17 protein-coding genes and 1 pseudogene are annotated in these 21,321 nt (G+C 72.3%); 14 read left to right on the forward strand and 4 right to left on the reverse strand.

Features of this window, described 5'->3' with window-relative positions:
- Nucleotides 1-81 precede the first annotated feature (81 nt).
- From OG990_RS08080 to OG990_RS08095, 4 genes are all read left to right on the forward strand, one after another.
- Complete coding sequence (locus tag OG990_RS08080) at nucleotides 82-1,095, forward strand: phosphatase PAP2 family protein (RefSeq protein WP_406079617.1); 1,014 nt, start codon at nucleotides 82-84, stop codon at nucleotides 1,093-1,095.
- 61 nt (nucleotides 1,096-1,156) lie between these two features.
- The gene (locus OG990_RS08085; RefSeq protein ID WP_386982616.1) at nucleotides 1,157-1,852 is read left to right on the forward strand and encodes a response regulator; all 696 of its coding nucleotides are present in this window, start codon (nucleotides 1,157-1,159) and stop codon (nucleotides 1,850-1,852) included.
- Nucleotides 1,853-1,926: 74 nt separating this feature from the next.
- Nucleotides 1,927-3,306 carry an ATP-binding protein gene (locus OG990_RS08090; RefSeq protein WP_406081695.1) on the forward strand — a complete coding sequence of 460 codons (1,380 nt, stop codon included), beginning with the start codon at nucleotides 1,927-1,929 and terminating at the stop codon, nucleotides 3,304-3,306.
- A complete protein-coding gene (locus OG990_RS08095; protein ID WP_328415850.1) occupies nucleotides 3,303-3,812 on the forward strand; it encodes a hypothetical protein in 510 nt (169 codons plus the stop codon). The genes OG990_RS08090 and OG990_RS08095 overlap by 4 nt, the downstream gene beginning before the upstream one ends.
- 16 nt (nucleotides 3,813-3,828) lie before the next feature.
- On the opposite strand, the gene OG990_RS08100 is transcribed toward OG990_RS08095, so the two are convergent.
- The 3 genes from OG990_RS08100 to OG990_RS08110 are packed head-to-tail and all read right to left on the reverse strand — an operon-like array spanning nucleotide 3,829 to nucleotide 7,150.
- Nucleotides 3,829-4,851, reverse strand: a complete 1,023-nt coding sequence (locus OG990_RS08100; RefSeq protein ID WP_386982613.1) for a D-alanine--D-alanine ligase family protein — start codon at nucleotides 4,849-4,851, stop codon at nucleotides 3,829-3,831.
- A complete protein-coding gene (gene alr, locus OG990_RS08105) occupies nucleotides 4,848-5,990 on the reverse strand; it encodes an alanine racemase (RefSeq protein ID WP_406079619.1) in 1,143 nt (380 codons plus the stop codon). The genes OG990_RS08100 and alr overlap by 4 nt, the downstream gene beginning before the upstream one ends.
- Nucleotides 5,987-7,150, reverse strand: coding sequence for an acyltransferase family protein (locus tag OG990_RS08110; protein WP_406079621.1), 1,164 nt, complete (start codon nucleotides 7,148-7,150; stop codon nucleotides 5,987-5,989). Before OG990_RS08110 ends, alr begins: the two co-directional genes overlap by 4 nt.
- 154 nt (nucleotides 7,151-7,304) lie before the next feature.
- Here OG990_RS08110 and OG990_RS08115 point away from each other — a divergent pair, with 154 nt between their 5' ends.
- Entirely contained in the window at nucleotides 7,305-8,180 is an 876-nt protein-coding gene (locus OG990_RS08115) for an LLM class F420-dependent oxidoreductase (protein ID WP_386982607.1), read from the forward strand.
- Nucleotides 8,181-8,248: 68 nt separating this feature from the next.
- Here OG990_RS08115 and OG990_RS08120 read toward each other — a convergent pair.
- Nucleotides 8,249-10,507 (reverse strand): annotated as a pseudogene (locus tag OG990_RS08120) (catalase).
- Nucleotides 10,508-10,748: 241 nt separating this feature from the next.
- Here OG990_RS08120 and OG990_RS08125 point away from each other — a divergent pair.
- The 9 genes from OG990_RS08125 (at nucleotide 10,749) to OG990_RS08165 (ending at nucleotide 21,300) form a co-directional block, all read left to right on the forward strand.
- Nucleotides 10,749-11,615 carry an alpha/beta hydrolase family protein gene (locus OG990_RS08125; protein WP_406081696.1) on the forward strand — a complete coding sequence of 289 codons (867 nt, stop codon included), beginning with the start codon at nucleotides 10,749-10,751 and terminating at the stop codon, nucleotides 11,613-11,615.
- Nucleotides 11,616-11,752: 137 nt separating this feature from the next.
- Entirely contained in the window at nucleotides 11,753-12,538 is a 786-nt protein-coding gene (locus tag OG990_RS08130; RefSeq protein ID WP_386982606.1) for an ABC transporter ATP-binding protein, read from the forward strand.
- A gap of 149 nt (nucleotides 12,539-12,687) precedes the next feature.
- A complete protein-coding gene (locus OG990_RS08135; protein WP_328415862.1) occupies nucleotides 12,688-13,410 on the forward strand; it encodes an ABC transporter ATP-binding protein in 723 nt (240 codons plus the stop codon).
- Between the two features lie 31 nt (nucleotides 13,411-13,441).
- The gene (locus OG990_RS08140; protein WP_328415864.1) at nucleotides 13,442-14,320 is read left to right on the forward strand and encodes a branched-chain amino acid ABC transporter permease; all 879 of its coding nucleotides are present in this window, start codon (nucleotides 13,442-13,444) and stop codon (nucleotides 14,318-14,320) included.
- Nucleotides 14,317-15,441, forward strand: coding sequence for a branched-chain amino acid ABC transporter permease (locus tag OG990_RS08145; RefSeq protein WP_406079624.1), 1,125 nt, complete (start codon nucleotides 14,317-14,319; stop codon nucleotides 15,439-15,441). Before OG990_RS08140 ends, OG990_RS08145 begins: the two co-directional genes overlap by 4 nt.
- An 83-nt stretch (nucleotides 15,442-15,524) precedes the next feature.
- Nucleotides 15,525-16,811 carry an ABC transporter substrate-binding protein gene (locus tag OG990_RS08150; RefSeq protein WP_386982602.1) on the forward strand — a complete coding sequence of 429 codons (1,287 nt, stop codon included), beginning with the start codon at nucleotides 15,525-15,527 and terminating at the stop codon, nucleotides 16,809-16,811.
- 167 nt (nucleotides 16,812-16,978) lie between these two features.
- On the forward strand, nucleotides 16,979-17,746 hold the full coding sequence (locus OG990_RS08155) for an SDR family oxidoreductase (protein WP_406079626.1): 768 nt from the start codon (nucleotides 16,979-16,981) through the stop codon (nucleotides 17,744-17,746).
- Between the two features lie 91 nt (nucleotides 17,747-17,837).
- Entirely contained in the window at nucleotides 17,838-18,449 is a 612-nt protein-coding gene (locus OG990_RS08160; RefSeq protein WP_386982598.1) for a TetR/AcrR family transcriptional regulator, read from the forward strand.
- 64 nt (nucleotides 18,450-18,513) lie between these two features.
- Entirely contained in the window at nucleotides 18,514-21,300 is a 2,787-nt protein-coding gene (locus tag OG990_RS08165; RefSeq protein ID WP_406079627.1) for an AAA family ATPase, read from the forward strand.
- The last annotated feature ends 21 nt before the right edge of the window (nucleotides 21,301-21,321 follow it).

Here is a 21,321-nt window from a genome sequence, read left to right on the forward strand (position 1 = left end):
CCGGGAACCCACCGGAAGTTGTGACAGAACGAAGACAATCCGCGGACGGTGCCCGGACCTGGCGAGCGGAGCATGGCCGACATGTCCCTCGGATCGTCGTACCACGTCGGGCGGTCGGCACCGGGCCCGCAGCCGGCGGGACCGCTGCCACCGGTCCGCGCAGCCACGCCCCTCGGCCTGCCTCTGCTCGGTGCGGCCCTGGGTCACCTGGTCGTCCTGGGCCTGATCTGCGTCGTGTTCGTACGGACCTACCCCGGCCAATGGCTGGACGGACTGCTCCTGCCGCGTGCCGAGCGGGGCGGAGGGTACGAGCAGCAGACCGTCCTGGTCGGTCCGTCCAAGACCGTGCTGGCGGCCTTCGGCAGCCCTGTGCTCCTGGCCGTCCTGCTCGGCGCGGTGTTGCTGGTGGGTCTGCTCGGTCGGCGGTTGCTGGCGGGAGTCGTGGGTATCGGCATGGTGCTCACCGCGGTGGTGGTGGCCGGAGCGGTCAAGTCGATGCTTCCCCGTTCGGACTTTCAGATCGAGAGTTCAACCACCCACAACAGCTTTCCCAGCGGTCATGTCGCCGCCGCGACGGCCCTGCTGCTTGCGTTCATGCTGGTCCTGCCCGGGTGGGCCCGACGATGGCTGGCGGTACCGGGCGCGGTGGGCGTCTCGGTGATCGCCTCGGCCACCATGATCGCGGGCTGGCACCGGTTCAGCGACGCGCTCGGCGGTGTTCTGCTGGGCGTGGCGCTGTTCTGCCTGGCCGCGGCGGCGCTGGCGGGCTGGCGCCGGGACGCTGATCCGGGCGGCGTCACCGGCCCGCGCGGTGGGCAGGACAGCGGCACCCTGTGGCGCGGGCTGATCGAGGGGGCGGTGGGGCTGGTCGTGCTGGTCTGGGCGCTTCTGGTGGTCGGACCGGGTCTGGACGCATCGGTGCAGCGGGGGACGCTCGTCGCCATCATCGCGGCGACCGGATTGACGCTGTTGTCGGTGGTGTCGGTGGTGTTCCTGGTGCGGTCGGCGGATTTTGTCGGCCCGATGCATTCGCGGCATCGTGCCCAGCCGGAGCCGGCAGTGAACATTCGGGACGGCGGGACAGCGCAGGGTTGATACCCAACCTCCAGGACATCGACAAAAGGCTAAACCAAATCATGATGCGATACTTGGCGACATGTCCCAGGTCCTGCTGATCGAAGATCACCAGACGGTGCGCGACGGACTGCAGTTGGCGCTCACCCGACAGGGCCACACGGTGGATGCCGTGGCGACCGGTGAGCAGGGGCTGGAACGGTTGCGCGCGGCCTCGTCCGACGTCGTGATCCTCGATCTCATGCTGCCCGGGATGGACGGGTTTGAGGTCTGTCGCCGGATCCGGCAGCTCGGCGACCTGCCGATCATCATGCTGACCGCCCGCAACGACGACATGGATGTGGTGGCGGGCCTGGAGGCCGGCGCCGACGACTACGTGGTCAAGCCGGTGCAGCCCCGGGTGCTTGAGGCGCGCATCCGCGCGGTGCTGCGACGGACCGCTGGCGAGTCGCGACGTAGCGGCGGCGAGCGGTCCGGCCTGGAACAGCACGGTGCCCTGACCATCGACCGGGCGGCGCTGGTGGTCAGCAAGGGCGGGCAGCCGGTCAGCCTCGCCCCGACGGAGCTGCGCCTGCTGCTCGAACTCTCGTACACGCCGGGACAGGTGCTGAGCCGGCAGCAGCTGCTGTCGGCCGTGTGGGAGCACGGATACCTCGGCGACTCGCGGCTGGTGGACGCCTGTGTACAGCGGCTGCGCGCCAAGATCGAGGACGACTCGTCGGTGCCGGTCTTCATCCAGACGGTGCGCGGTTTCGGATACCGGTTCGGGCCGCTGTGAGGCTGTGGCGCTGGGCCGGTGGCCAGGCGTCGGGCCTGCGGGTTCGGCTGCTGCTGGCCTTCGCGTTGCTGGGCATGACCACCACCGCGGTGGTGGCCAGCGGAAGCTACTTCCAGGCCCGGAGGGTGATCCTCCAGCAGGCGCAGGACGCCGCGGTGGTGTCGCTGACCGAACAGCTCACGGAGGTCTACCCGGTACGCCAGCTCCCGCCGTCCCAGGAGGTGCTCGACGCGTTGTCCCAGCGCCTCTCCGACCGGGACGGAGACGTGGTAATCCTCTACCGTGACATGCGGGCGCAGGGCGTGCAGTTCCCCGAGCCGGTCAGCCCGGAGCTGCGGCAGGCGGTCGAGAGTGGCCTCGTCGCCTGGCAACGCGTTTCGCGCGACGGTCAACCCATGCTGCTCATCGGGACCCAGCTGAGGCTCGAGCGACCCGATGGCACTGCCCAGCCGTCCGGGCTGGAGGTCTATGCGCTGCGCAGCCTCGCCCCCGAACAACAGAGCATCGACCGGCTCGCCACCCTGGCGTGGCTGACCGGTGGGCTCTCCCTGGTCCTCGCCGTCCTGCTGGCCCTGCTGGCCGCCCAAGGGGTGCTCCGGCCGGTACGCGAGCTGGGACGGGCGGCGCGCCGGCTCGGCGAGGGCGACCTGACAACCCGGCTGGTGGTTCGGGGCGCCGACGAGCTGGCCGACGTGGCGCGGACCTTCAACGACACGGCGGGGACGCTGGAGCGGCAGGTCGGCGAGCTGCGGCGGATGGAGTCCGACGCCCGGCGCTTCGTGGCCGACGTGTCGCACGAACTCCGTACGCCCCTGGCCGCGATGACGGCGGTCACCGACGTGCTGGACGAGGAGGCCGACCGGCTGCCGGGGGATGCCGGCAAGGCCGCCCGGCTCGTCAGTCAGGAGACGCAGAACCTCACTCGGCTGGTCAACGACCTCATCGAGATCAGCAGGTTCGACTCCGGCACGGCGCGGCTCGCCCTCGACGGCGTCGACGTGGCCGCGGCGGTGAGCGCCACCCTGCGGATCCGGGGCTGGGCCGATCGGGTGCGGGTGGAACTGCCGCCCGGAATCGTCGCCCGGCTGGATCCCCGCCGGTTGGACGTCATCGTCGCCAACCTGGTCGGCAACGCCTTCCGGCACGGGGCCGAGCCGGTCTCCGTGGACCTGCGCGCCGAACCGGACTGGATCACGATCGAGGTCCGCGATCAGGGGCCCGGGCTGGACCAGGAGGTGCTGCCGCACGTCTTCGACCGCTTCTACAAGGCGGACACTGCGCGGACCCGCACCGAGGGCAGCGGTCTGGGCCTCGCCATCGCGTGGGAGAACGCCCGCCTGCACCGGCACGCCGGGCAGCAGGGAAGTCTCGTCGCCGGCAACGGTCCGACCGGTGGCGCGGTGTTCACGCTCCGCCTGCCCCGGGTGGCGGCGGACGCCGGAGGCGTACGGTGACCGGCCGCCGGGCGGCTCGGGCGCTGCTCGCCGGCGGGCTTCTGCTCACGCTGCTCGTGGCGGGCTGCGGGGTCCGGCCCAGCGGCGTCATCACCGGCAGCGCCGCGACGACCGGTCCGTCCGCGGGAGTCAGGCTCTACCTGCTCGCGCACGGGCAACTCGTGTTGGTCATCCGCCCGACCAAGATGGACGCCTCGCCGGAGGAGACGCTCCGGATGTTGGCAGCGGGTCCGGACGACTCCGAGTGGAGACAGGGGCTCACCAGCGAGGTGCCGGTCGGCCTCGTCCCGGCCTCCCTGGTGACGGTGACGGTGACGGGCGACCAACCCGGCCTCACGGTGACGATGGTGGGTGCCGTCATGTCCTTGTCGGGGACCGCGGCCGACCAGATCGTCTGCACCGTGATCGGCACCACGGCGGTCGCCGGTCTGGCCGACAGTTTCGTCCCGGTCACCGTCGCCGGCCCGGATGGCGCCCGCCCGCCCCGGTTCTGTCCGATCAGGTGACCGGGGCGAGGGGCGCTCACACCAGATCGACCGCCCGTGCCGGCCGGGGCAACCCGCCGGAGCCGGACCGGCCCTGGTCGGCCAGCGCGCCGGAGATCAGGATGTCGAGCAGGTCGGCGAACCCGATCCCGGCCTGCTGCCAGATCTGCGGGAACTGCGATGCGGTGGTGAACCCGGGGAAGGTGTTGACCTCGTTCACGATGGGCTCCGCGGACCCCTCGGCGGGCAGGAAGAAGTCGACCCGGAGCAGCCCGCGGCAGTCGAGGGCGTGGAAGGCGCGGATCGCGCGGTCCTGAAGCACCTCGGTGGTGGCCGGGTCGAGCGGTGCGGGGATCTGGAAAACCGCCCCGCCGTCGTACTTGGCGTCGTAGTCGAAGAAGCCCGTGCCGCTCACCCGGATCTCCAGGGGCGGACCGGCCTGCACCCGGCCGTCGGGATGCTGGAGGACGGCCACGTCGATCTCACGTCCGCGCGCCCCCTGCTCGACCAGGACCTTTGGGTCCACCTCCCGGGCCTGCTCCAGCGCAGCGGGAAGTTCCGCCCAGTCGGTCACCCTGACGACGCCCAGGCTGGAGCCGGCCCGCGCGGGCTTCACGAAGACCGGCAAGCCCAGCCGTCGCCGGTCGGCCGGGGACAGTTCCTCGCCGGGACGCAGGGTCACCCCGGGGCTGACCCGCAGGCCCTCCGCGTTGAGGAGCCTCTTGGTGACTCCCTTGTCCATGCCGGCGGCGCTGGCGAAGACGCCGTTGCCGACGTACGGCACGCCGAGCCAGCCCAGCAGCGACGCCACGGTGCCATCCTCGCCGTACGGGCCGTGCAGGGCCGGGAACACCACGTCCTGGGCGCGTAGCACGCGCAGCGCCTGGGGGAGTGGTGTCGGACGGCCGTCGACGTGCCACCCGCCGTCCCGGTCGATGAGCACCTCGGTGACCTGGTACCGGTCGCGGTCCAGCCCGGCGAGGATGCTCGCCGCCGAGCGACGGGACACCTCGTGCTCGCCGCTCTGCCCGCCGTACAGCACTGCCAGTCGGGTTGTCATGAAACGTCCGCCCTTTCGTGGAGGTGGTCGCGGGCCACCCGGGCCCCGATGCCGGTCAAGATCTCGTTTGGGTTGGTGCCGGCCCACCGCGCCCACTCGGCGACCGTCGGTTGGGCGAGGTCGTCCCCTTCGGGGCCGAATACCACGACCGGGTCGCCGATCGCCACGGGAAGGTCGCCCGCGTCGACCACGCACTGGTCCATGGCGATGCGCCCGACGATCGGGCAGCGCCGGCCGCCGAGCCACACCGCGGCGCGGCCCTCGGCGGCCCGGGTGAGGCCGTCGGCGTAGCCGAGCGGCAGCAGGGCCAGCGTGGTCGGCGCCGAGGTCACGTACTCGGGTCCGTAGGAGACACCCGTGCCCGCGGGCACCCGCTTCACGTTGACGACGGTCGTGCGCAGCGTCATCGCGGCGCGGAGCCCGAACTCACCGGGCCCGGTACCGCCGAACGGGTCCACGCCGTACAGGGCGAGCCCGATCCGGCAGAGGTCGAAGCGGGTCCGGGGTGCCGACAGCGCGGCAGCCGAGTTGGCCAGGTGGACCAGGTCGGGGTCGAGGCCGGCGGACCGGGCGACCCGCAACGCCTCCTCGAAGGTCGCCACCTGCCGGGCCAGCCCGGGGCTGCCCGGTACGTCCGCATCGGTCAGATGGGACCACACGCCGCGCACCCGGACTCCGCCCTCCCGCTCGTACTTGCGGGCCCAGGCGACCAGTTCGTGCCAGTCGTCCCCGCGGGCTCCGTTGCGGGACATGCCGGTGTCGGCCTTGAGCTGCACCAGCGCGGGTACGCCGAGCCGGTGGGCCGCGTCGACGACGGCGTGCAGGTGGGTCGTCGTCGACACGCCGACGTCGACGCCGGCGCTGATCAGGCTGGCGAAGTCGTCGTCCGGGCGGTGCAACCAGCTCAGCGTGGGCGCGGTGATGCCGGCGCTGCGCAGGGCCAGCGCCTCGGATGCCGAGGTCACCCCCAGCCAACCCGCGCCGGCGCGCAGCGCGGCACGGGCGACCATCACCGCGCCGTGGCCGAACCCGTCCGCCTTCACCACCGCCATCAACTCGGTGCCGGTGAGCGACGCGATCGTCCGGACATTGCTGGCGATCGCCCCGAGGTCGACCACCGCCTCGGCCAACGCGCTCATCCGGCCGCCTCCAGCCGGCGGAGTACGGTCCGGCGGTCGCCGGGGAGGGCGAACAGCCAGCGCGCGTGCACCGCCAGCAGCCCGCGGTGGATGGCCAGGCTCACGCCGATCACGAGCCCGGTCAGCAGGATCGGGTAGCCGAGCACGATCAGGTCCTGCCCGACGCGGTCCAGCCGGGAGGCCGGTGCGAGCAGCAGCCGGTGCAGCAGGGCCAGGACCGGCATGTGGATGACGTAGATCGGCAACGTGTTGCGGCCGAGCGTGCTGAGTCGGCGGCTGAGGGCGGGCCACCGGCCCAGTTGGGCGGCCGCGGTGACGCCGAAGGCGACCGCCACGACGGAGACCTCCGGCCACACGCCGAACCATCGCTGGGCGCCGGCCGTCGCCATCGCGGCGAGCGCGAGGACGTAGGCACCCGAGGTCAGCGCGAGGCGGCGCCGGGTGGCGGTTGCCGCCCACCACTCGATCTGCGGTCGCAGGTACAGGCCGGCGAGGAAGAAGATCAGGTTCTGGTACAGGCCGACGCGGTTGCCCGGTGTGTCGAGCAGGCCGGCGGCGGCGACGGCGGACAGCGCCGCGGCGGGTACGAGGACCAGCACCCGGGGCGCCCGGCGGGCCACCTTGGCGACCGTGAAGTAGAGCGCCAGGGCGTACAGGTACCAGAGGTTCGAGGGCGTGATCGTGAGCTGTTCCAGCAGACCGAGGGCGGACGTGGCGCGGTCGGTCGGGAAGTCCGGGGCCGCGGCGAAGATCACGGTGTGGATCAGCAGCCAGACGGCGTACAGGTAGAGGAACCCGGCGATCCGGCTGCTGGCGACGACCCGCCAGGGGCGCTGGACGGCGGTCGCCGCGAAGACGCCGGAGATGGTGAAGAACAGCGGCATCCGCAGCGGCAGTAACTGCTCGCCCAGCGTCCCCCACAGGCCCGGCACCGGTACGCCGACGTGCCAGTCGATCTGCAGGTAGTCCTTGACGACGACGTGCCATAGGACGACGAGGATGATGCAGGCGCCCTTCGCGGCGTCGGCCCACTCCGCTCGGCGTGGCCCCGGGGCGGGGCTGGACATGGTCCAGGGCCTCCGGTGGCGGAACCGGGCGCGCGCCACCTCGGGCGCGTACCCGGTGGGCCGGGAGTCGGTGGATGTCGGCTGGGGGATCACTCAGCAGAAGGTGTCAGCCGGATATCCGCGCGTGATCCACGAATTGTCATGAACCGGTAATGGAAATCCCTGGACCTCACCCGCCGTCGGGCCTGCTCGACCCGCGGGTCTGTGGCGTCGACGACCACTAGGCTCGGTTCGGAGGTGTCGAGAAATGAAGCTCGGACTGCACTACTGGACGTACTCGACCCCGGCCGAGCCGGCGGCGATCGCACCGACCCTGGCCGAGGCGGCCACCACCGCCGAACAGGCCGGCGTCGCGTCGTTCACGGTGATGGACCACTTCTTCCAGATGGACGCGGTGGCCCCGGCCGAGGAGCCGATGTTGGAGGCGTACACGACGCTGGGCTTCGTCGCCGCGAAGACCCAGCGGATGACGCTGGGCGTGCTGGTCACCGGCGTGATGTACCGGTATCCGGGGCTGCTCGCCAAGATCGTCAGCACTCTCGACGTGCTCTCCGGCGGTCGGGCCCGGCTCGGCATCGGCGCATCCTGGTACGAGCGGGAGCAGCGCGGCCTCGGCGTGCCCGTGGTGCCGGTCGCCGAGCGCTTCGAGCGGCTGGAGGAGACGCTGCGGATCTGCCTGCAGATGTGGGGTGACGACAACGGGCCGTTCAACGGACAGCACTACCAGCTCGCCGAGACGATCAACTCGCCCCAGCCGTTGAGCCGTCCGCACCCGCCGATCATGATCGGCGGCGGCGGCGAGAAGAAGACGCTGCTCCTGGTGGCCCGGTACGCCGACGCCTGCAACCTGTTCGGCACGGCCGCCGGCGCCGACGAGGTGGCGCGCAAGCTGGAGGTGCTGCGGGGGCACTGCGTCGTCGAGGGCCGTGACTATGACACCGTCGAGAAGACCGTGGTCGCCCACCGGCCACCGTTGGCCGACGTCGACGCGTTCCTCGCCGAGGTTGCCGACTACGCCGCGCTCGGGGTCACCGAGGTGCAGGTCACCCCGGATCGCCACCCGGTGGAGTTCGCCCAGCGGCTCGGCGACGAGGTGCTGCCCCGGCTGGCCGACATCGGCTGATTCCGGCGCGACACCAGGGGCTGTCCTCCACCGAGCGGAGGACAGCCCCTGGTGCGTAGCTGGCCGCGTCAGGCGACCGAGGTGGGGAACCGTTCCCACACCCGGTGCCCGGCCATCAGCCGCTGCACCGCGGTCAGGGCTTCGACGCCGGAGCCCGCCGTGACGACGCCGGGAGTGCCGCTCACCCCCGCCTGCTCCAGCACGGTGACGCCGGCGCCCCAGGCGCCGATCGTCTTGGCGTGCCGCCAGCACTCCTCGACGAGGAGCAGCACGCGGGGATCCACGGCCACCGCCGGCGCCCTACCCGCCTTGTCGCGGGCCGGGATGGCATCCGGTGCGGGTGCCGGCGCTCCGGCCAGCAGGACCGCGTCGAACTCGACCGACCGGCCGGTGGCGAAGGTCCGCTGCATCGGCATGCCGCCCACCATGCCGCCGTGTGGGGCGATCAGCAGCGGCACCATTCCGGCCTCGAACACGGCTGCGCGTACCTGGTCGACGCCGTCGAGGTCGCTGTCGGGGTCGACGACGATCCCGATCGTGCGACCGTCGGTCGGCCACTCCCTGCCGACCTGCGACAGCGCGGGACTGGGCGTGACGTCGGCCAGCGGCACGGTCGGCTCCGGGGCGGGTAGGCCCAGCCCGGTGGCGACCTGCGCGCACAGCACCGGGTCGATGTTCGCGAGGCACTGGAGCTGGCGCTCCTTGATCGCCTGGTGGTAGCACTTGCCGAGCTCGAAGGTGTAGGCCCGGATGATGTGCTCCTTCTCGACCGGCGACATGCTCAGCCAGAACAGGCGTGCCTGGCTGAAGTGGTCGTCGAACGAGGCCGGGTTCGCCCGTACCTTGGGCGCCTCGGCAACCGTCACCGGTACGTCGAGGAAGGCGTGCTCATCGTCGCCGGCGGGGAAGGGATTGCCGCCGTCGAGCGAGTTCGGCCGGTACGGCGCCACCCCCGCGTGCACGGCGTGCTGGTGGAAGCCGTCGCGCAGCATGTCGTTGACCGGGGCGTGTGGCCGGTTGATCGGGATCTGGGAGAAGTTCTGCCCGCCCAACCGGGTGAGCTGTGTGTCGACGTACGAGAAGAGCCGGCCCTGCAGCAGCGGGTCGTTGGTGACGTCGATGCCCGGCGGGAGGTGGCCGAGGTGGAAGGCGACCTGCTCGGTCTCGGCGAAGAAGTTCGTCGGCGTCCGGTTGAGGGTGAGCTTTCCGATGGGCTGCACCGGTGCCAGCTCCTCCGGCACGATCTTCGTCGGGTCCAGCAGGTCGATCTCGGCGAAGGTCTCCTCAGGGGTGTCGGGGAAGACCTGGATGCCCAGCTCCCACTCGGGGAACGCGCCGGCCTCGATCGCGTCGTACAGGTCCCGGCGGTGGAAGTCCGGGTCGATGCCGCTGAGCATCTGCGCCTCCTCCCAGGTCAGGGAGTGCACGCCCAGCTTGGGCTTCCAGTGGAACTTGACCAGCGCCTTCTCGCCGGCCTCGTTGACGAGGCGGAAGGTGTGTACGCCGAAGCCCTCCATGGTCCGGTACGACCGGGGGATGCCGCGGTCGGACATGTTCCAGAGCGTGTGGTGCTGCGCCTCGGTGTGCAGCGAGACGAAGTCCCAGAAGGTGTCATGCGCGCTCTGCGCCTGCGGGATCTCGCGGTCCGGATGCGGCTTCGCGGCGTGGATGATGTCCGGGAACTTGATGGCGTCCTGGATGAAGAAGACCGGCATGTTGTTGGCGACCAGGTCGAAGGTGCCCTCGTCGGTGTAGAACTTCGTGGCGAAGCCACGGGTGTCGCGGACCGTGTCGGCCGAACCACGCGAGCCGAGCACGGTGGAGAACCGCACGAAGACCTCTGTCTCCCGCCCCTTTCTTGAGGAAGCCGGCCCGGGTCACCCGCTCCGCGGTGCCGTAGGCGGTGAAGACGCCGTGCGCTCCCGCGCCGCGCGCGTGCACCACGCGCTCGGGAATGCGCTCGTGGTCGAAATGCGTGATCTTTCACGCAGGTGGTGGTCCTGGAGCAGCGTCGGACCGCGTGATCCGGCCTTGAGTGAGTGGTCGGTGTCGCGGAGCCGAGCCCCCTGCGAGGTGGTGAGGAAGGCACCCTGCTGACCCTTGGCGGTCGTCGGCGCGCCGGTCTCCGCGCCGGTCGGGGTGCGGGTCTGCGGGGCACCCTGCTCCGTCTTCGGCGGCAACGGGTCGCGCGGCGTCGTCGGCTCCTCGACGGGTGGCGGGGCGCTGCCCGGCGCGCCGGGGACATCTGGCGTCAGGGCGTCGGCGATCTTGTCTGAGGCGGTCTTCACGGCGTTCTTGACCGCCTCGGCGGGCTTGCTGGAATCCACTGAACGAACCCCTCCATGGAGCGTCTACGAGCAGGCGATGGCATCCCTACCCCTGGTCAGAGGGCCAAAACACAGCCGATGTCCCCGTCCCGACCCCGGATAGGGCGGACGCCGACCGGCGGGACTGGTGATTTCACCGATGCGTGGGCCGACGCAGCGGCCAAAACTGACGCACGTCGATATCCCTCGACTCTAGGGAGTGCCCGACGTGTCGTCACCAACCACCACCCGTCCCCGTTCCATGGCAGCCCGAGCCGCCCGGCTCGTGCTGGCCGCCACCCTGGTCGCCGGAGGCGTCCTGGCCGGTAGCTCCGGCGCCGCGCAGGCGGCGAGCCCGTACGAGAGGGGCCCCAACCCGACCACCGCGATCCTGGAGGCCAGTCGCGGCCCGTTCGCCACCGCCTCGCAGAACGTGTCCTCGCTGAGCGTCACCGGCTTCGGCGGTGGCGTCATCTACTACCCGACCAGCACCAGCGAGGGCACCTTCGGCGCCATCGCCATCTCGCCCGGCTACACCGCGGCCTGGTCCAGCATCAGCTGGCTCGGCCCCCGGATCGCCTCGCACGGCTTCGTGGTGATCGGCATCGAGACCAACAGCCGGCTGGACCAGCCGGACAGTCGTGGCCGTCAGCTCCTCGCCGCGCTCGACTACCTGGTCGAGCGCAGTTCGGTGCGTACCCGGATCGACGGCAGTCGGCTCGCGGTGGCTGGTCACTCGATGGGCGGCGGCGGCAGCCTGGAGGCCGCGTCGGCGCGGCCGTCGCTGCAGGCCGCGGTGCCGCTCGCACCGTGGAATTTGGACAAGAGCTGGTCCGAGCTTCGGGTGCCCACGCTGATCATCGGTGGGGAGAGCGACAGTGTCGCGCCGGTCTCGTCGCACTCGGAGCCGTTCTACAACAGCATCCCCGCCTCGGCGGAGAAGGCGTACCTGGAGCTGAACGGAGCGAGCCACTTCTTCCCGCAGTCGGTGAACACGCCGACGGCCCGGCAGATGGTGGCCTGGCTCAAGCGGTTCGTCGACGACGACACCCGCTACGAGCAGTTCCTCTGCCCGGGCCCGAGCGGCTCGCAGATCCAGGAGTACCGCAACACCTGCCCCAGTTCCTGATCGCGATCCCGGGGCGGTCGCCGCTGGCGGCCGCCCCGTCCGCCTGCCGATGGCGAGGTATTGAAGGTCTTGACGCGGTACCCGAGAAACGTACACTGCGAGTGTAAATAACACCCGCCACAACAGAGGGATGGGTGATGGAGCGCGGGCTCGCATTGCACCACATCGGCGTACGTTTCGGCGGCCTCACCGCCCTCGACGACGTCTCACTGCGGGTGTCACCCAACCGGGTGGTGGGCGTGATCGGGCCGAACGGCGCCGGCAAGACCACGTTGTTCAACGTGATCTGCGGCTTCGTCACGCCGGAGACGGGTTCGCTCACCCTCGACGACAGACCGTTGCGGCCCCGGCCGCACCGGCTGACCCGGCTCGGCATCGCCCGGACCCTGCAGGGGACCGGCCTCTTCGCCGGGCTCACGGTGCTGGAGAACGTGATGACCGGCGCCTCACACACCGCGCGGGCCGGCTTCGTGTCGGCGCTGCTCGGTCTGCCCAGCAGCGACCGCGACGAGCGGCGGCTGCGCCAGCACGCACTGGACATCCTGGACGATCTGGGGATCGCCAGGCACGCCGACGCCGCGCCGACCACGCTGCCCTTCGCCGTACGCCAGCGGGTCGCTCTGGCTCGCGCGCTCGCCGCCCGGCCCCGGCTGCTCCTGCTCGACGAGCCCGCTGGTGGCCTCGGCGCCGACGACATCACCGAGCTGGCGGAGCTGATCCGGCAGCTTCCCCAGCGGGACGCCGACCCCTGCGCGGTGCTGCTCGTGGAGCACCACATGGACCTGGTGATGGCGGTCTGCGACGAGATCGTGGTGCTCGACTTCGGCCGGGTGATCGCCGCCGGCACGCCGGACGAGATCCGCGACGACCCGGCCGTCACCGACGCCTATCTCGGGGCCGCCATCGACGAGGCCGCGGCATGAGCGCGACGACGAAGGGTGGTGCGGCGTGAGCGCGAGGAGTGAGCCGGGTTTGCGAGCCCCGCAGTCGCAAACGAAGGGCGGTGCGGCGTGAGCGCGAGGAGTGAGCCGGGTTTGCGAGCCCCGCAGTCGCAAACGAAGGGTGGTGCGGCATGAGTGAGCCGGACCTGCTGGTGGTGCGCGGGCTGGTGGCCGGTTACGGTGCCGCGCCCGTGCTGCAGGCCATCGACCTCACCGTCCCGGCCGGCACCATCGCCGCCGTAGTCGGCGCCAACGGCGCCGGCAAGACCACCCTGCTGCGCGCGCTCTCCGGCATGATCCGTCCGGCCGCCGGGCAGGTCCTCCTCGCCGGGGAGGACCTGCGCGGCACACCGGTGGAGCAGCTCGTCCGGCGTGGCATGGCGCATGTGCCGGAGGGGCGGGGCGTGATCAACGAGCTCACCGTCGACGAGAACCTGCGGCTCGGCGGGCTGTGGCGGCGCGACCGGGCCGACGCCGGCCGTGCCCTCGACGAGGTCTACGAGCTCTTCGAGCCGCTGGCCCGACGGCGTCGGCACCTCGGCCACCAGCTCTCCGGTGGCGAGCGGCAGATGCTCGCGCTCGGCCGGGCGCTGGTCGGTCGACCCCGTCTGCTGCTGCTCGACGAGCCGTCGCTCGGGCTGGCGCCGCGAGTGGTCGCCCGGACCATGGCCCTGCTCCGCCAGTTGCGTGACCGCACCGGCCTGACCGTGCTGCTGGTCGAGCAGAACGTCCGCAGCGCACTCGCCGTCGCCGACCAGGGCGTGGTGATGGCCCTCGGCCGGGTGGTGATCGCCGCCCCGGCCGCCAAGCTGCGCGACGACGTCGACCTGCGACACGCCTACCTCGGTTTCTGACCACCACCTCGTCCCCCAGGAGGGAGGACTGTTGGACCGCTTCGTCTTCCTCACCATCGACGGCCTGTCCCGGGGCGCGGTGTACGCCGCGTTCGCGCTCGCCCTGGTGCTCATCTGGCGGGCGGCGCGGGTCGTCAACTTCGCCCAGGGGGCGATGGCCGTCGCGGCCGCGTACGTCGCCTACTCCGTGTCCGCGTCGACCGGCTCCTACTGGCTGGGTTTCCTGGTCGCGATCCTCGCCGGACTGGTGCTCGGCGCACTGGTGGACCGCGCCGTGATGCGCTTCGTCGACCACGCGTCGCCGCTCAACCCGGTGATCGTCGCGCTCGGGCTGGTCCTGCTGATCCAGGCCGTCCTGGGCATGGTGTACGGCAGCGAGTTCCGACCCGCCGACGCGCCGTTCAGCCGCTCCGCCCTCACCGTGGGTGGGGTCGCCGTGCTCTCGCCGTACGACCTGTTCGTCTTCGCGGCGATCGGGGCGGTGGTCGTTGGTCTGGCCTGGCTCTTCGCCCGGACCGCGGTCGGGTTGCGGATGCGCGCGGCGGCCTTCGCCCCCGAGATCTCCCGCCTGCTCGGGGTCAACGTCGGCGGCATGCTGACCCTCGGCTGGGCGCTCGCCTCCGGCGTGGGCGCGTTGGCCGCCATGCTGGTCATCCCCACCGAGCTCGGTCTGCATCCGCACGCGATGGACCTGGTCTTCGTCTCGGCGTTCACCGCGGCGGTGGTCGGCGGGCTGGACAGTCCACCGGGGGCGGTGGTCGGTGGTCTGGTGGTGGGGCTGCTGCTCTCCTATGTCAGCGGTTACGCCGGCAGTGACCTCACGCCGTTGGCGGTGCTGGTCCTGCTGCTGGCGGTGCTGCTGGTCCGCCCCGGCGGGCTGTTCGCCCCGGTCACGGCGAGGCGGGTGTGAGCGCCACCCAGGCGGCCCTGCCGCCACAGCAGAACCTGGCCGGCGCAGGCACTGGCTGCGGCGACCGTCCGGTCGACCGGCGGCGCGGCTCCACCCTTCTGCGCCACCTTGCCTTCGCGCTCGCCGCCGCGCTGCTGCTGCTCGGGGTCAGCTACGCCGTCGAGCCGTTCCGCAACTTCCAGCTCGCCACCGTGGCCGCCTACCTCTGCGCCACCGCCGGGTTGACGGTCCTCACCGGGCTCAACGGCCAGCTCTCGCTCGGGCACGGCGCGTTGATGGCCACCGGCGCGTACACCGTGGCTCTCTGCCAGAACGCGTTCGCCGACCGGGGGATGACCGGTGGCTGGCTGCTGCCGCTCTCGCTCGGCGCGGCGGTGCTTAGCACGGTCGCGGTCGGTGCGGTGGTCGGCGTCGCCGCGGCCCGGCTGCGTGGCCCCTACCTGGCCGGGGTGACCCTCGCCGTGGCTGTCGTCGTGCCGGCCCTGGCCGTCACCTTCGACGGCGTCTTCAACGGCGAGCAGGGGCTGTCGGTGCCGGTGGAGCCGCCGCCGATGTCGCTCGGCCCGTACTTTCCCTACGAGCGGTGGCAGCTCTGGCTCGCCGGTGCGGCCACCCTGCTCGCCCTGCTGCTGCTGGCCAACCTGATCCGCAGCCGGTACGGGCGTACCTTCCGGGCGGTCCGCGACGACGAGGTGGCCGCGCGCCTCGCCGGTATCCACGTGGCCCGTACCCAGGTGCTCGCGTTCGTGGTCAGCGCCGCCACCGCCGGTCTCGGCGGCGCCCTGCTCGCGGTGCTCGCGCAGAGCGTGTCTCCGGGCGCGTTCTCGCTGACCCTGTCGCTCTTCCTCCTGATGGCCGTGGTGATCGGCGGTCTCGGTCGCCTCGCCGGCGCGCTGTGGGGGGCCGTCCTGCTGGTTGCCCTGCCCGATCTCACTCACTCCGCGACCGAGCTGCTCACCCTCTCGCCCGCGGTGGCGCAGCGGCTGGAGGGCAACCTCCCGCTGGCGATCTTCGGAGTCACCCTGATCGTCGTCATGATCGCCGCACCCGGCGGCGTGCAGGGTCTGCTGTCGCGTCTCGGCCGGGCGCTGTTGGCCCGGTGGTCGGCCCGGCGGTCCTGAGCTGTCCCTGTCCGGCCTCGGCCGGGCGCCCCACCACCACACCGTTCGATTGAGAACCGGACCGAGAAAGGTCGGTGTTTCCAATGCGCCGTACGGCACGACGCGGTCTCGCGATCGCCAGCACCATAGCCCTGTTGATCAGCGCCGCCGGTTGCAGCGGCGACGACGGTTCCGGTCCCGGCGGGGGATCGGTGCCGGGCGTCACCGACAGCGAGATCGTCGTCGGCACCCACATGCCGCTCACCGGGCCGGCCTCGGCCGGCTACTCCAAGATCGCCCCGGCGACGAAGGCGTACTTCGACTACGTCAACGCCAACGGCGGCGTGCACGGGCGGAAGATCACCTACAAGGTCATGGACGACGGCTACAACCCGGCGAACACGCAGCAGGTGGTCCGCCAGCTCGTCCTGCAGGACAAGGTCTTCGCCATCCTCAACGGCCTCGGTACGCCGACGCACACCGGCGTGCTCGACTTCCTCAAGAGCAACCGGGTGCCCGACCTCTTCGTCGCCTCCGGTAGCCGCAGCTGGGACCAGCCGGACAAGTATCCCGGCACGTTCGGGTTCAACCCGGACTACACGGTCGAGGGCAAGATCCTCGCCACGTACGCGAAGGCGAACCTGGCCGGCCAGAAGGTCTGCTTCCTGGGTCAGGACGACGACTTCGGCCGGGACAGCCTGGTCGGCGTGGAGAAGGTGCTCGGCGCCACGGCCGTGGCGGTCAAGCAGACGTACGTCACCAGCAACACCAACGTGGCGCCGCAGATCGGCGCGTTCAAGGCGGCCGGTTGCCAGGTCGTCGTGCTCGCCACCGTGCCCGGCTTCACCGCGCTCTCCATCGGTACCGCCGCGCGGCTGGGCTTCAAGCCGCAGTGGCTGGTGTCCAACGTCGGCTCCGATTACCCGACCCTGGCCAAGCAGCTCGGCGCCGCCGCTCCGCTGCTGGAGGGCGTGGTCGGCACCAACTACCTGCCGATGCAGAACGACACCGCGAATCCGTGGATCCAGCTCTTCACGAGGATCAACAAGGAGCACAACGGGGATGCGCCGTTCGACGGCAACACCGTCTACGGCATGTCGGTCGGCTACCTCTTCGTGCAGGTGCTGCTCGCCGCGGGCAAGGACCTCACCCGGGAGAAGGTGCTGGAGGCGGTGCAGAAGGGTGGCTTCCAGGGCCCCGGGCTGGCACCGCTGCGCTTCTCCGCCGACGACCACTCCGGCTACGGCGGGCAGCGGCTGGCCCGGGTGAGCGGGGGAGTGCAGAGCTACTTCGGGCCGACGTACGAGACCGACGAGGAGGACGGACCGGTCAGCGAGTACAGCGCGGCGCCGGTGGCACCACCGGCCAACGGGATACCGACCGTCTCCTGACGACACCCGGCCCCGGCAGTCGACCGGGCGTGGTCGCGCGGCATATCGCCGTGCCCACGCCCGGTCGTACGGCTGCGCCCAGCCAGCCAACCCAGCGTAGTGACCGGCGACACGATCGACCCTCCGGACGTTGACCGACACCGATCGCCGCTTCTACTATCTGCACTGTGAATGCAGATTCAGGCCGGCTTGTCGATCGGGTCGCCATCGTCACCGGTGCCAGTAGGGGAATCGGCCTGGCCATCGCCCAGCGGTTGGTGGCCGAGGGGGCGCGGGTGGGTCTGACCGCCCGCCGTCCGGAGGCGCTGGCCGAGGCGGTCACCGCCCTGGGCGGGCCCGCGTACGCCGTGGCCGTACCCGGGAGGGCTGACGACGCCGAGCACCGGGCCGCCGCGGTTCGGGAGGTCACGGCGGCGTTCGGGCCGGTGGACCTCCTGGTCAATAACACCGGCATCAACCCGGTGCACGGCCCGCTGGTCGGGCTCGACCTGGGGGCGGCGCGCAAGATCCTCGACGTCAACCTGGTCGCCGCGCTCGGCTGGGTGCAGGAGGTCTGCGCCGCCGGCATGACCGACCGGGGTGGCTGCGTGGTCAACGTATCGTCGGTGGCCGGGATCGGCCCGTCGCCCGGCATCGCCTTCTACGGGGTGAGCAAGGCCGCGCTCAACCACCTCACCGCCAGCCTCGCCGTGGAGCTGGGGCCGGCGGTCCGGGTCAACGCCGTCGCTCCCGGCGTGGTGAAGACCCGCTTCGCGGCCGCCCTCTACGAGGGCCGGGAGGACGAGGTCGCCGAGCGGTACCCGCTCGGGCGGCTCGGCCTGCCGCAGGACGTGGCGGGCACGGTCGCCTTCCTGGCCTCTGCCGACGCCGCCTGGATCACCGGACAGACCATCACCTGCGACGGTGGCGTCACGTTGACCGGTCGAGCCGGATGACGGCGCCGGCGGTCGCCCGGGTGCCGCTGATCATCACCTGTCTAGACTCGGCGGTGCGTCGGGGGACGACATGGTGAAGGGGCGGGGGCGAATGGACGCGGTCGAGGTCCCGGTCCGGGTCGACGGGCGGACCGCCCGGGCCGAGCGCACTCGCGCGGCGATCGTCGAGGCGCACCTCGCGCTCATCTCCGAGGGTGACCTCCGGCCGACCGGCGAACGCATCGCCGAGCGAGCCGGCATCTCGTTGCGGACGCTCTGGACCAACTTCAAGGACATGGAGACGCTCTTCGAGGCGAGCGGGGCCGAGGTGCTCCGCCAGCAGGACGCCGCCTACCGGCCGATCTCGTCCGGGCTGCCGCTGGCGAAGCGGGTCGACGCGTACTGCCGGCAACGCGCCCGGCTGCTCCAGCTCATCGCGCCGTCGGCGCGGGCGGCCCAGATGCGCGAGCCGGTCTCCGACCAGTTGCACCGCAACCGGCTCAAGCACATCGACCGGGTCCGGGACGAGGTCGAGGAGCTTTTCGCCACCGAGTTGGCGCAGGCCGGGCGGGGGCGGGGGCAGCTGCTCAACGCGCTGGTGGCGGCGAGCATGTGGCCGGCCTGGTCGATGCTGTGCGACGGCCTGGGGCTGGGCGTGGATCAGGCCCGCGCGGTGATGGCCCGGACGGTGGGCGCCCTGCTGGCCGAGGCGCCGGCCGGCTGATACCGGCTCGGCACGGTATCGCCCACCTCTTTCCATTCGGTTACCGATAGGTGACACTGAATGCATGGTTACTGCATCAAGAGTGCAAATAACCGTGCTGCGCGGCCGGGACGACGAGTGCCGGGCTGTCCGGAACCTGCTCGACGGCGTGACCGACGGCGGTGGTGCTCTGCTGCTGCACGGCGAGCCGGGTTCGGGCCGGACCGCGCTGGTCGGCTACGCCCACCGGTACGCCGAGCGGTGCACCGTGCTCGCCGGGACCGGCCTGGCCGAGGAGGCCGCACTCCCGTACGCGGGCTTGCAGCGCCTGCTCGATCCGGTGCTCGATCGGGCCGCCGCCCTGCCGGAGCAGCAGCGGCACCTGCTGCGGCGGGCGCTGGCCGGAGAGGGCTGTCCGGCTGACCGCCAACTGGCGCTGTCGATGGCCGTGCTCGGGCTGCTCGCCGCTGCCGCCCGGGACCGCCCCCTGCTCGGCACCATGGACGACGTCGACCGGGGCGACCGGCAGACCACCCAGGTGCTGGCCGTCGTGGCCCGCCGGCTGCGGCACCTGCCGGTCGCCGTCCTGCTCACCGCGGACGTCACCGCGACGGTCGACGGGATCCCGGCGCACCTGCTCCGACCGCTGGACGAGCGCGAGAGCGTCGCCGTCCTCACCGACCGGCTGCCCGAGCGGCCCGCCGCGCCGGTCGCGGCCACGCTCGCCGCGGTCGGCGGCGGTAACCCGCAGGCCCTGGTGGACCTCGCCGGCGTGCTCAGTCCCGGGCAGTGGCGGGGGGAGGAGTCGCTGCCCACCGCACCGCCGGCCGAGGGTGCGTTGGGCCGCGCCTATCGGGCCAGGCTGGACCAGTTGCCGGCGGACAGCCGGCGGATGCTGCTACTCGCCGCGCTCAACGAGGACGGCCGGCCGGCCACCCTGATCCGGGCGGCGGAGGCCGCCGGGACCACCGTCGAGGCGCTCGCCCCGGCGGAGGTCGTCGGCCTGGTCCGTGTCGAGCCGACCGGCGTCAACTTCCCCCAGCCGCTGGCTCGCGCGATGGTCGCGGCCAGCGCGCCGCTCGCGGAGCGCCGCGCGGCGCACCGGCTGCTCGCCGACGTGTTCGACGCAGAGGGGCAGCGGCTGCGCTCGGCGATGCACCTCGCCGCCGCGACGGCGGGCACCGACCCGGCCCTGGCCACCGAGCTGGAACAGGCTGCAGCCGGTGGGGAGGGCGGCTGGGCCACCGCCTCGGCGGCGCTGTGCCGGGCCGCCGAGCTCAGCGACGAACCGGCCCGCGCCGCCACCCGCCTGCTGGCCGCGGCCCGGTACGCCTGGGCGGCCGGCCAACCCGGTCAGGCCCGACTGCTGCTCGACCGCCTCCGCGCCGTTTGCGTGGACCCGGTCGTCAGCGGGCACGCCGACCTGCTCCGTGGCGAGCTGGAACTGCGGTGCGACGACGCCTCGGGTGCGTCGGTCACGTTGCTGGCCGCCGCCGGGGCGGTGGCCGGCACCGACCGCGCCCTGGCCCTGGCCGCGCTGGTGCGGGCCGGCGAGGCCGTCTGCTTCGCCGGTGACCAGTACCGGTACGCCGAGGTCGGGCGCCGGGCGCTGGCGTTGCGGCGCCCGAACGAGCCGCCGGGCATCGAGCTGAGGGCATCCCTGGTCGCCGGGGTGGCCGCGACCCTGCGGGGCGACCACGAGCGGGCCGGCCCGGCGCTGCGTCGGGCCGTCGTGCTCGGTGGCCGGTTGACCGGGCCGGCACTGACCCCGACCGCGCTCACCTGCGCGGCAGCCGCCGGCCTGGTGGTGGCCGTGGACGGCGCGGCGCACCGGCTCGCCGAGCGCGCCGTCGGGTTGGCCCGGGACCGGGGCGAGTTGTCCATGCTGCCCCGGGCGCTGGAGCTGCGGGCCATCGCCGAGTACTGGTTGGGTCGGCACGAGGCGGCGGCCGAGACCTCCCGTGCCGGGCTGCGGGTCGCCCGCGCCACCGGGCAGGTCAACTGCGCCAACGTCCACCTGGGCATGCTCGCCGTGCTGGCCGCCATCCGCGCCGACCGGGCCGCCAGCCTGCAACGGATCCGCGAGATCGGCGAGACGCCGACACCGGGCAGCCGGCCGCACGCGCTCGCCGGGTGGGCGCTGGCGGTTCTCGACCTGGTCGACGGCCGGCACGTCGAGGCTGCGGACCGACTGGCGTCGCTGGCCCGGCTCGGCACCGGTCGGGGGCAGGTCCTCGTCCAGGTGATGGCCACCCCGTACCTGGTGGAGGCGGCCGCCCATCTGGCGCACCGACCGGCGGCGACCGCCGCGCTCGCCGTCTTCGACCGTTGGGCCAGCAGCACCGCGAGCCCGTTGCGCCGGGCCCTCTCCGCCCGGTGTCACGCCCTGCTCGCGCCACGGGGCAGCGCCGAGGCCGAGCGGGAGTTCCGGACCGCGTTGCGGTTGCACCCGATGGAGGCCGGCACGTTCGAGCGCGCCCGCACCGAGCTGCTCTTCGGTCAGGAGCTGCGCCGCAGCCGGCGCCCGCGCGACGCCCGCGGGCACCTGCACCAGGCCCGCGAGACGTTCATCCTGCTCGGGGCGAGTTGCTGGGCCGAGCAGGCCACCGCGGAGCTGCGCGCCGCCGGGGAGTCGGTCGGCCCGCCGGACCTACCCGCGGCACGGCTGCTGACCGGTCAGCAACTGCGGATCGCGCAACTGGTCGCCGAGGGGGCCACCAACCGGGAGATCGCCGCCCGGATGTTCCTCTCCACCCGCACGGTCGACCACCACCTGCGCAACGTGTTCCACCGGCTCGGCATCCGTTCCCGCACCGAGCTTGCCCGCGCGTTCGCTGCCGAGCGGCACGCCGGGCTGACCTCGGACCGGTGACCGGCGGTCGGTCGCTGTCCA

This window comes from Micromonospora sp. NBC_00858 (genome assembly GCF_045207365.1).
GTDB lineage: Bacteria > Actinomycetota > Actinomycetes > Mycobacteriales > Micromonosporaceae > Micromonospora.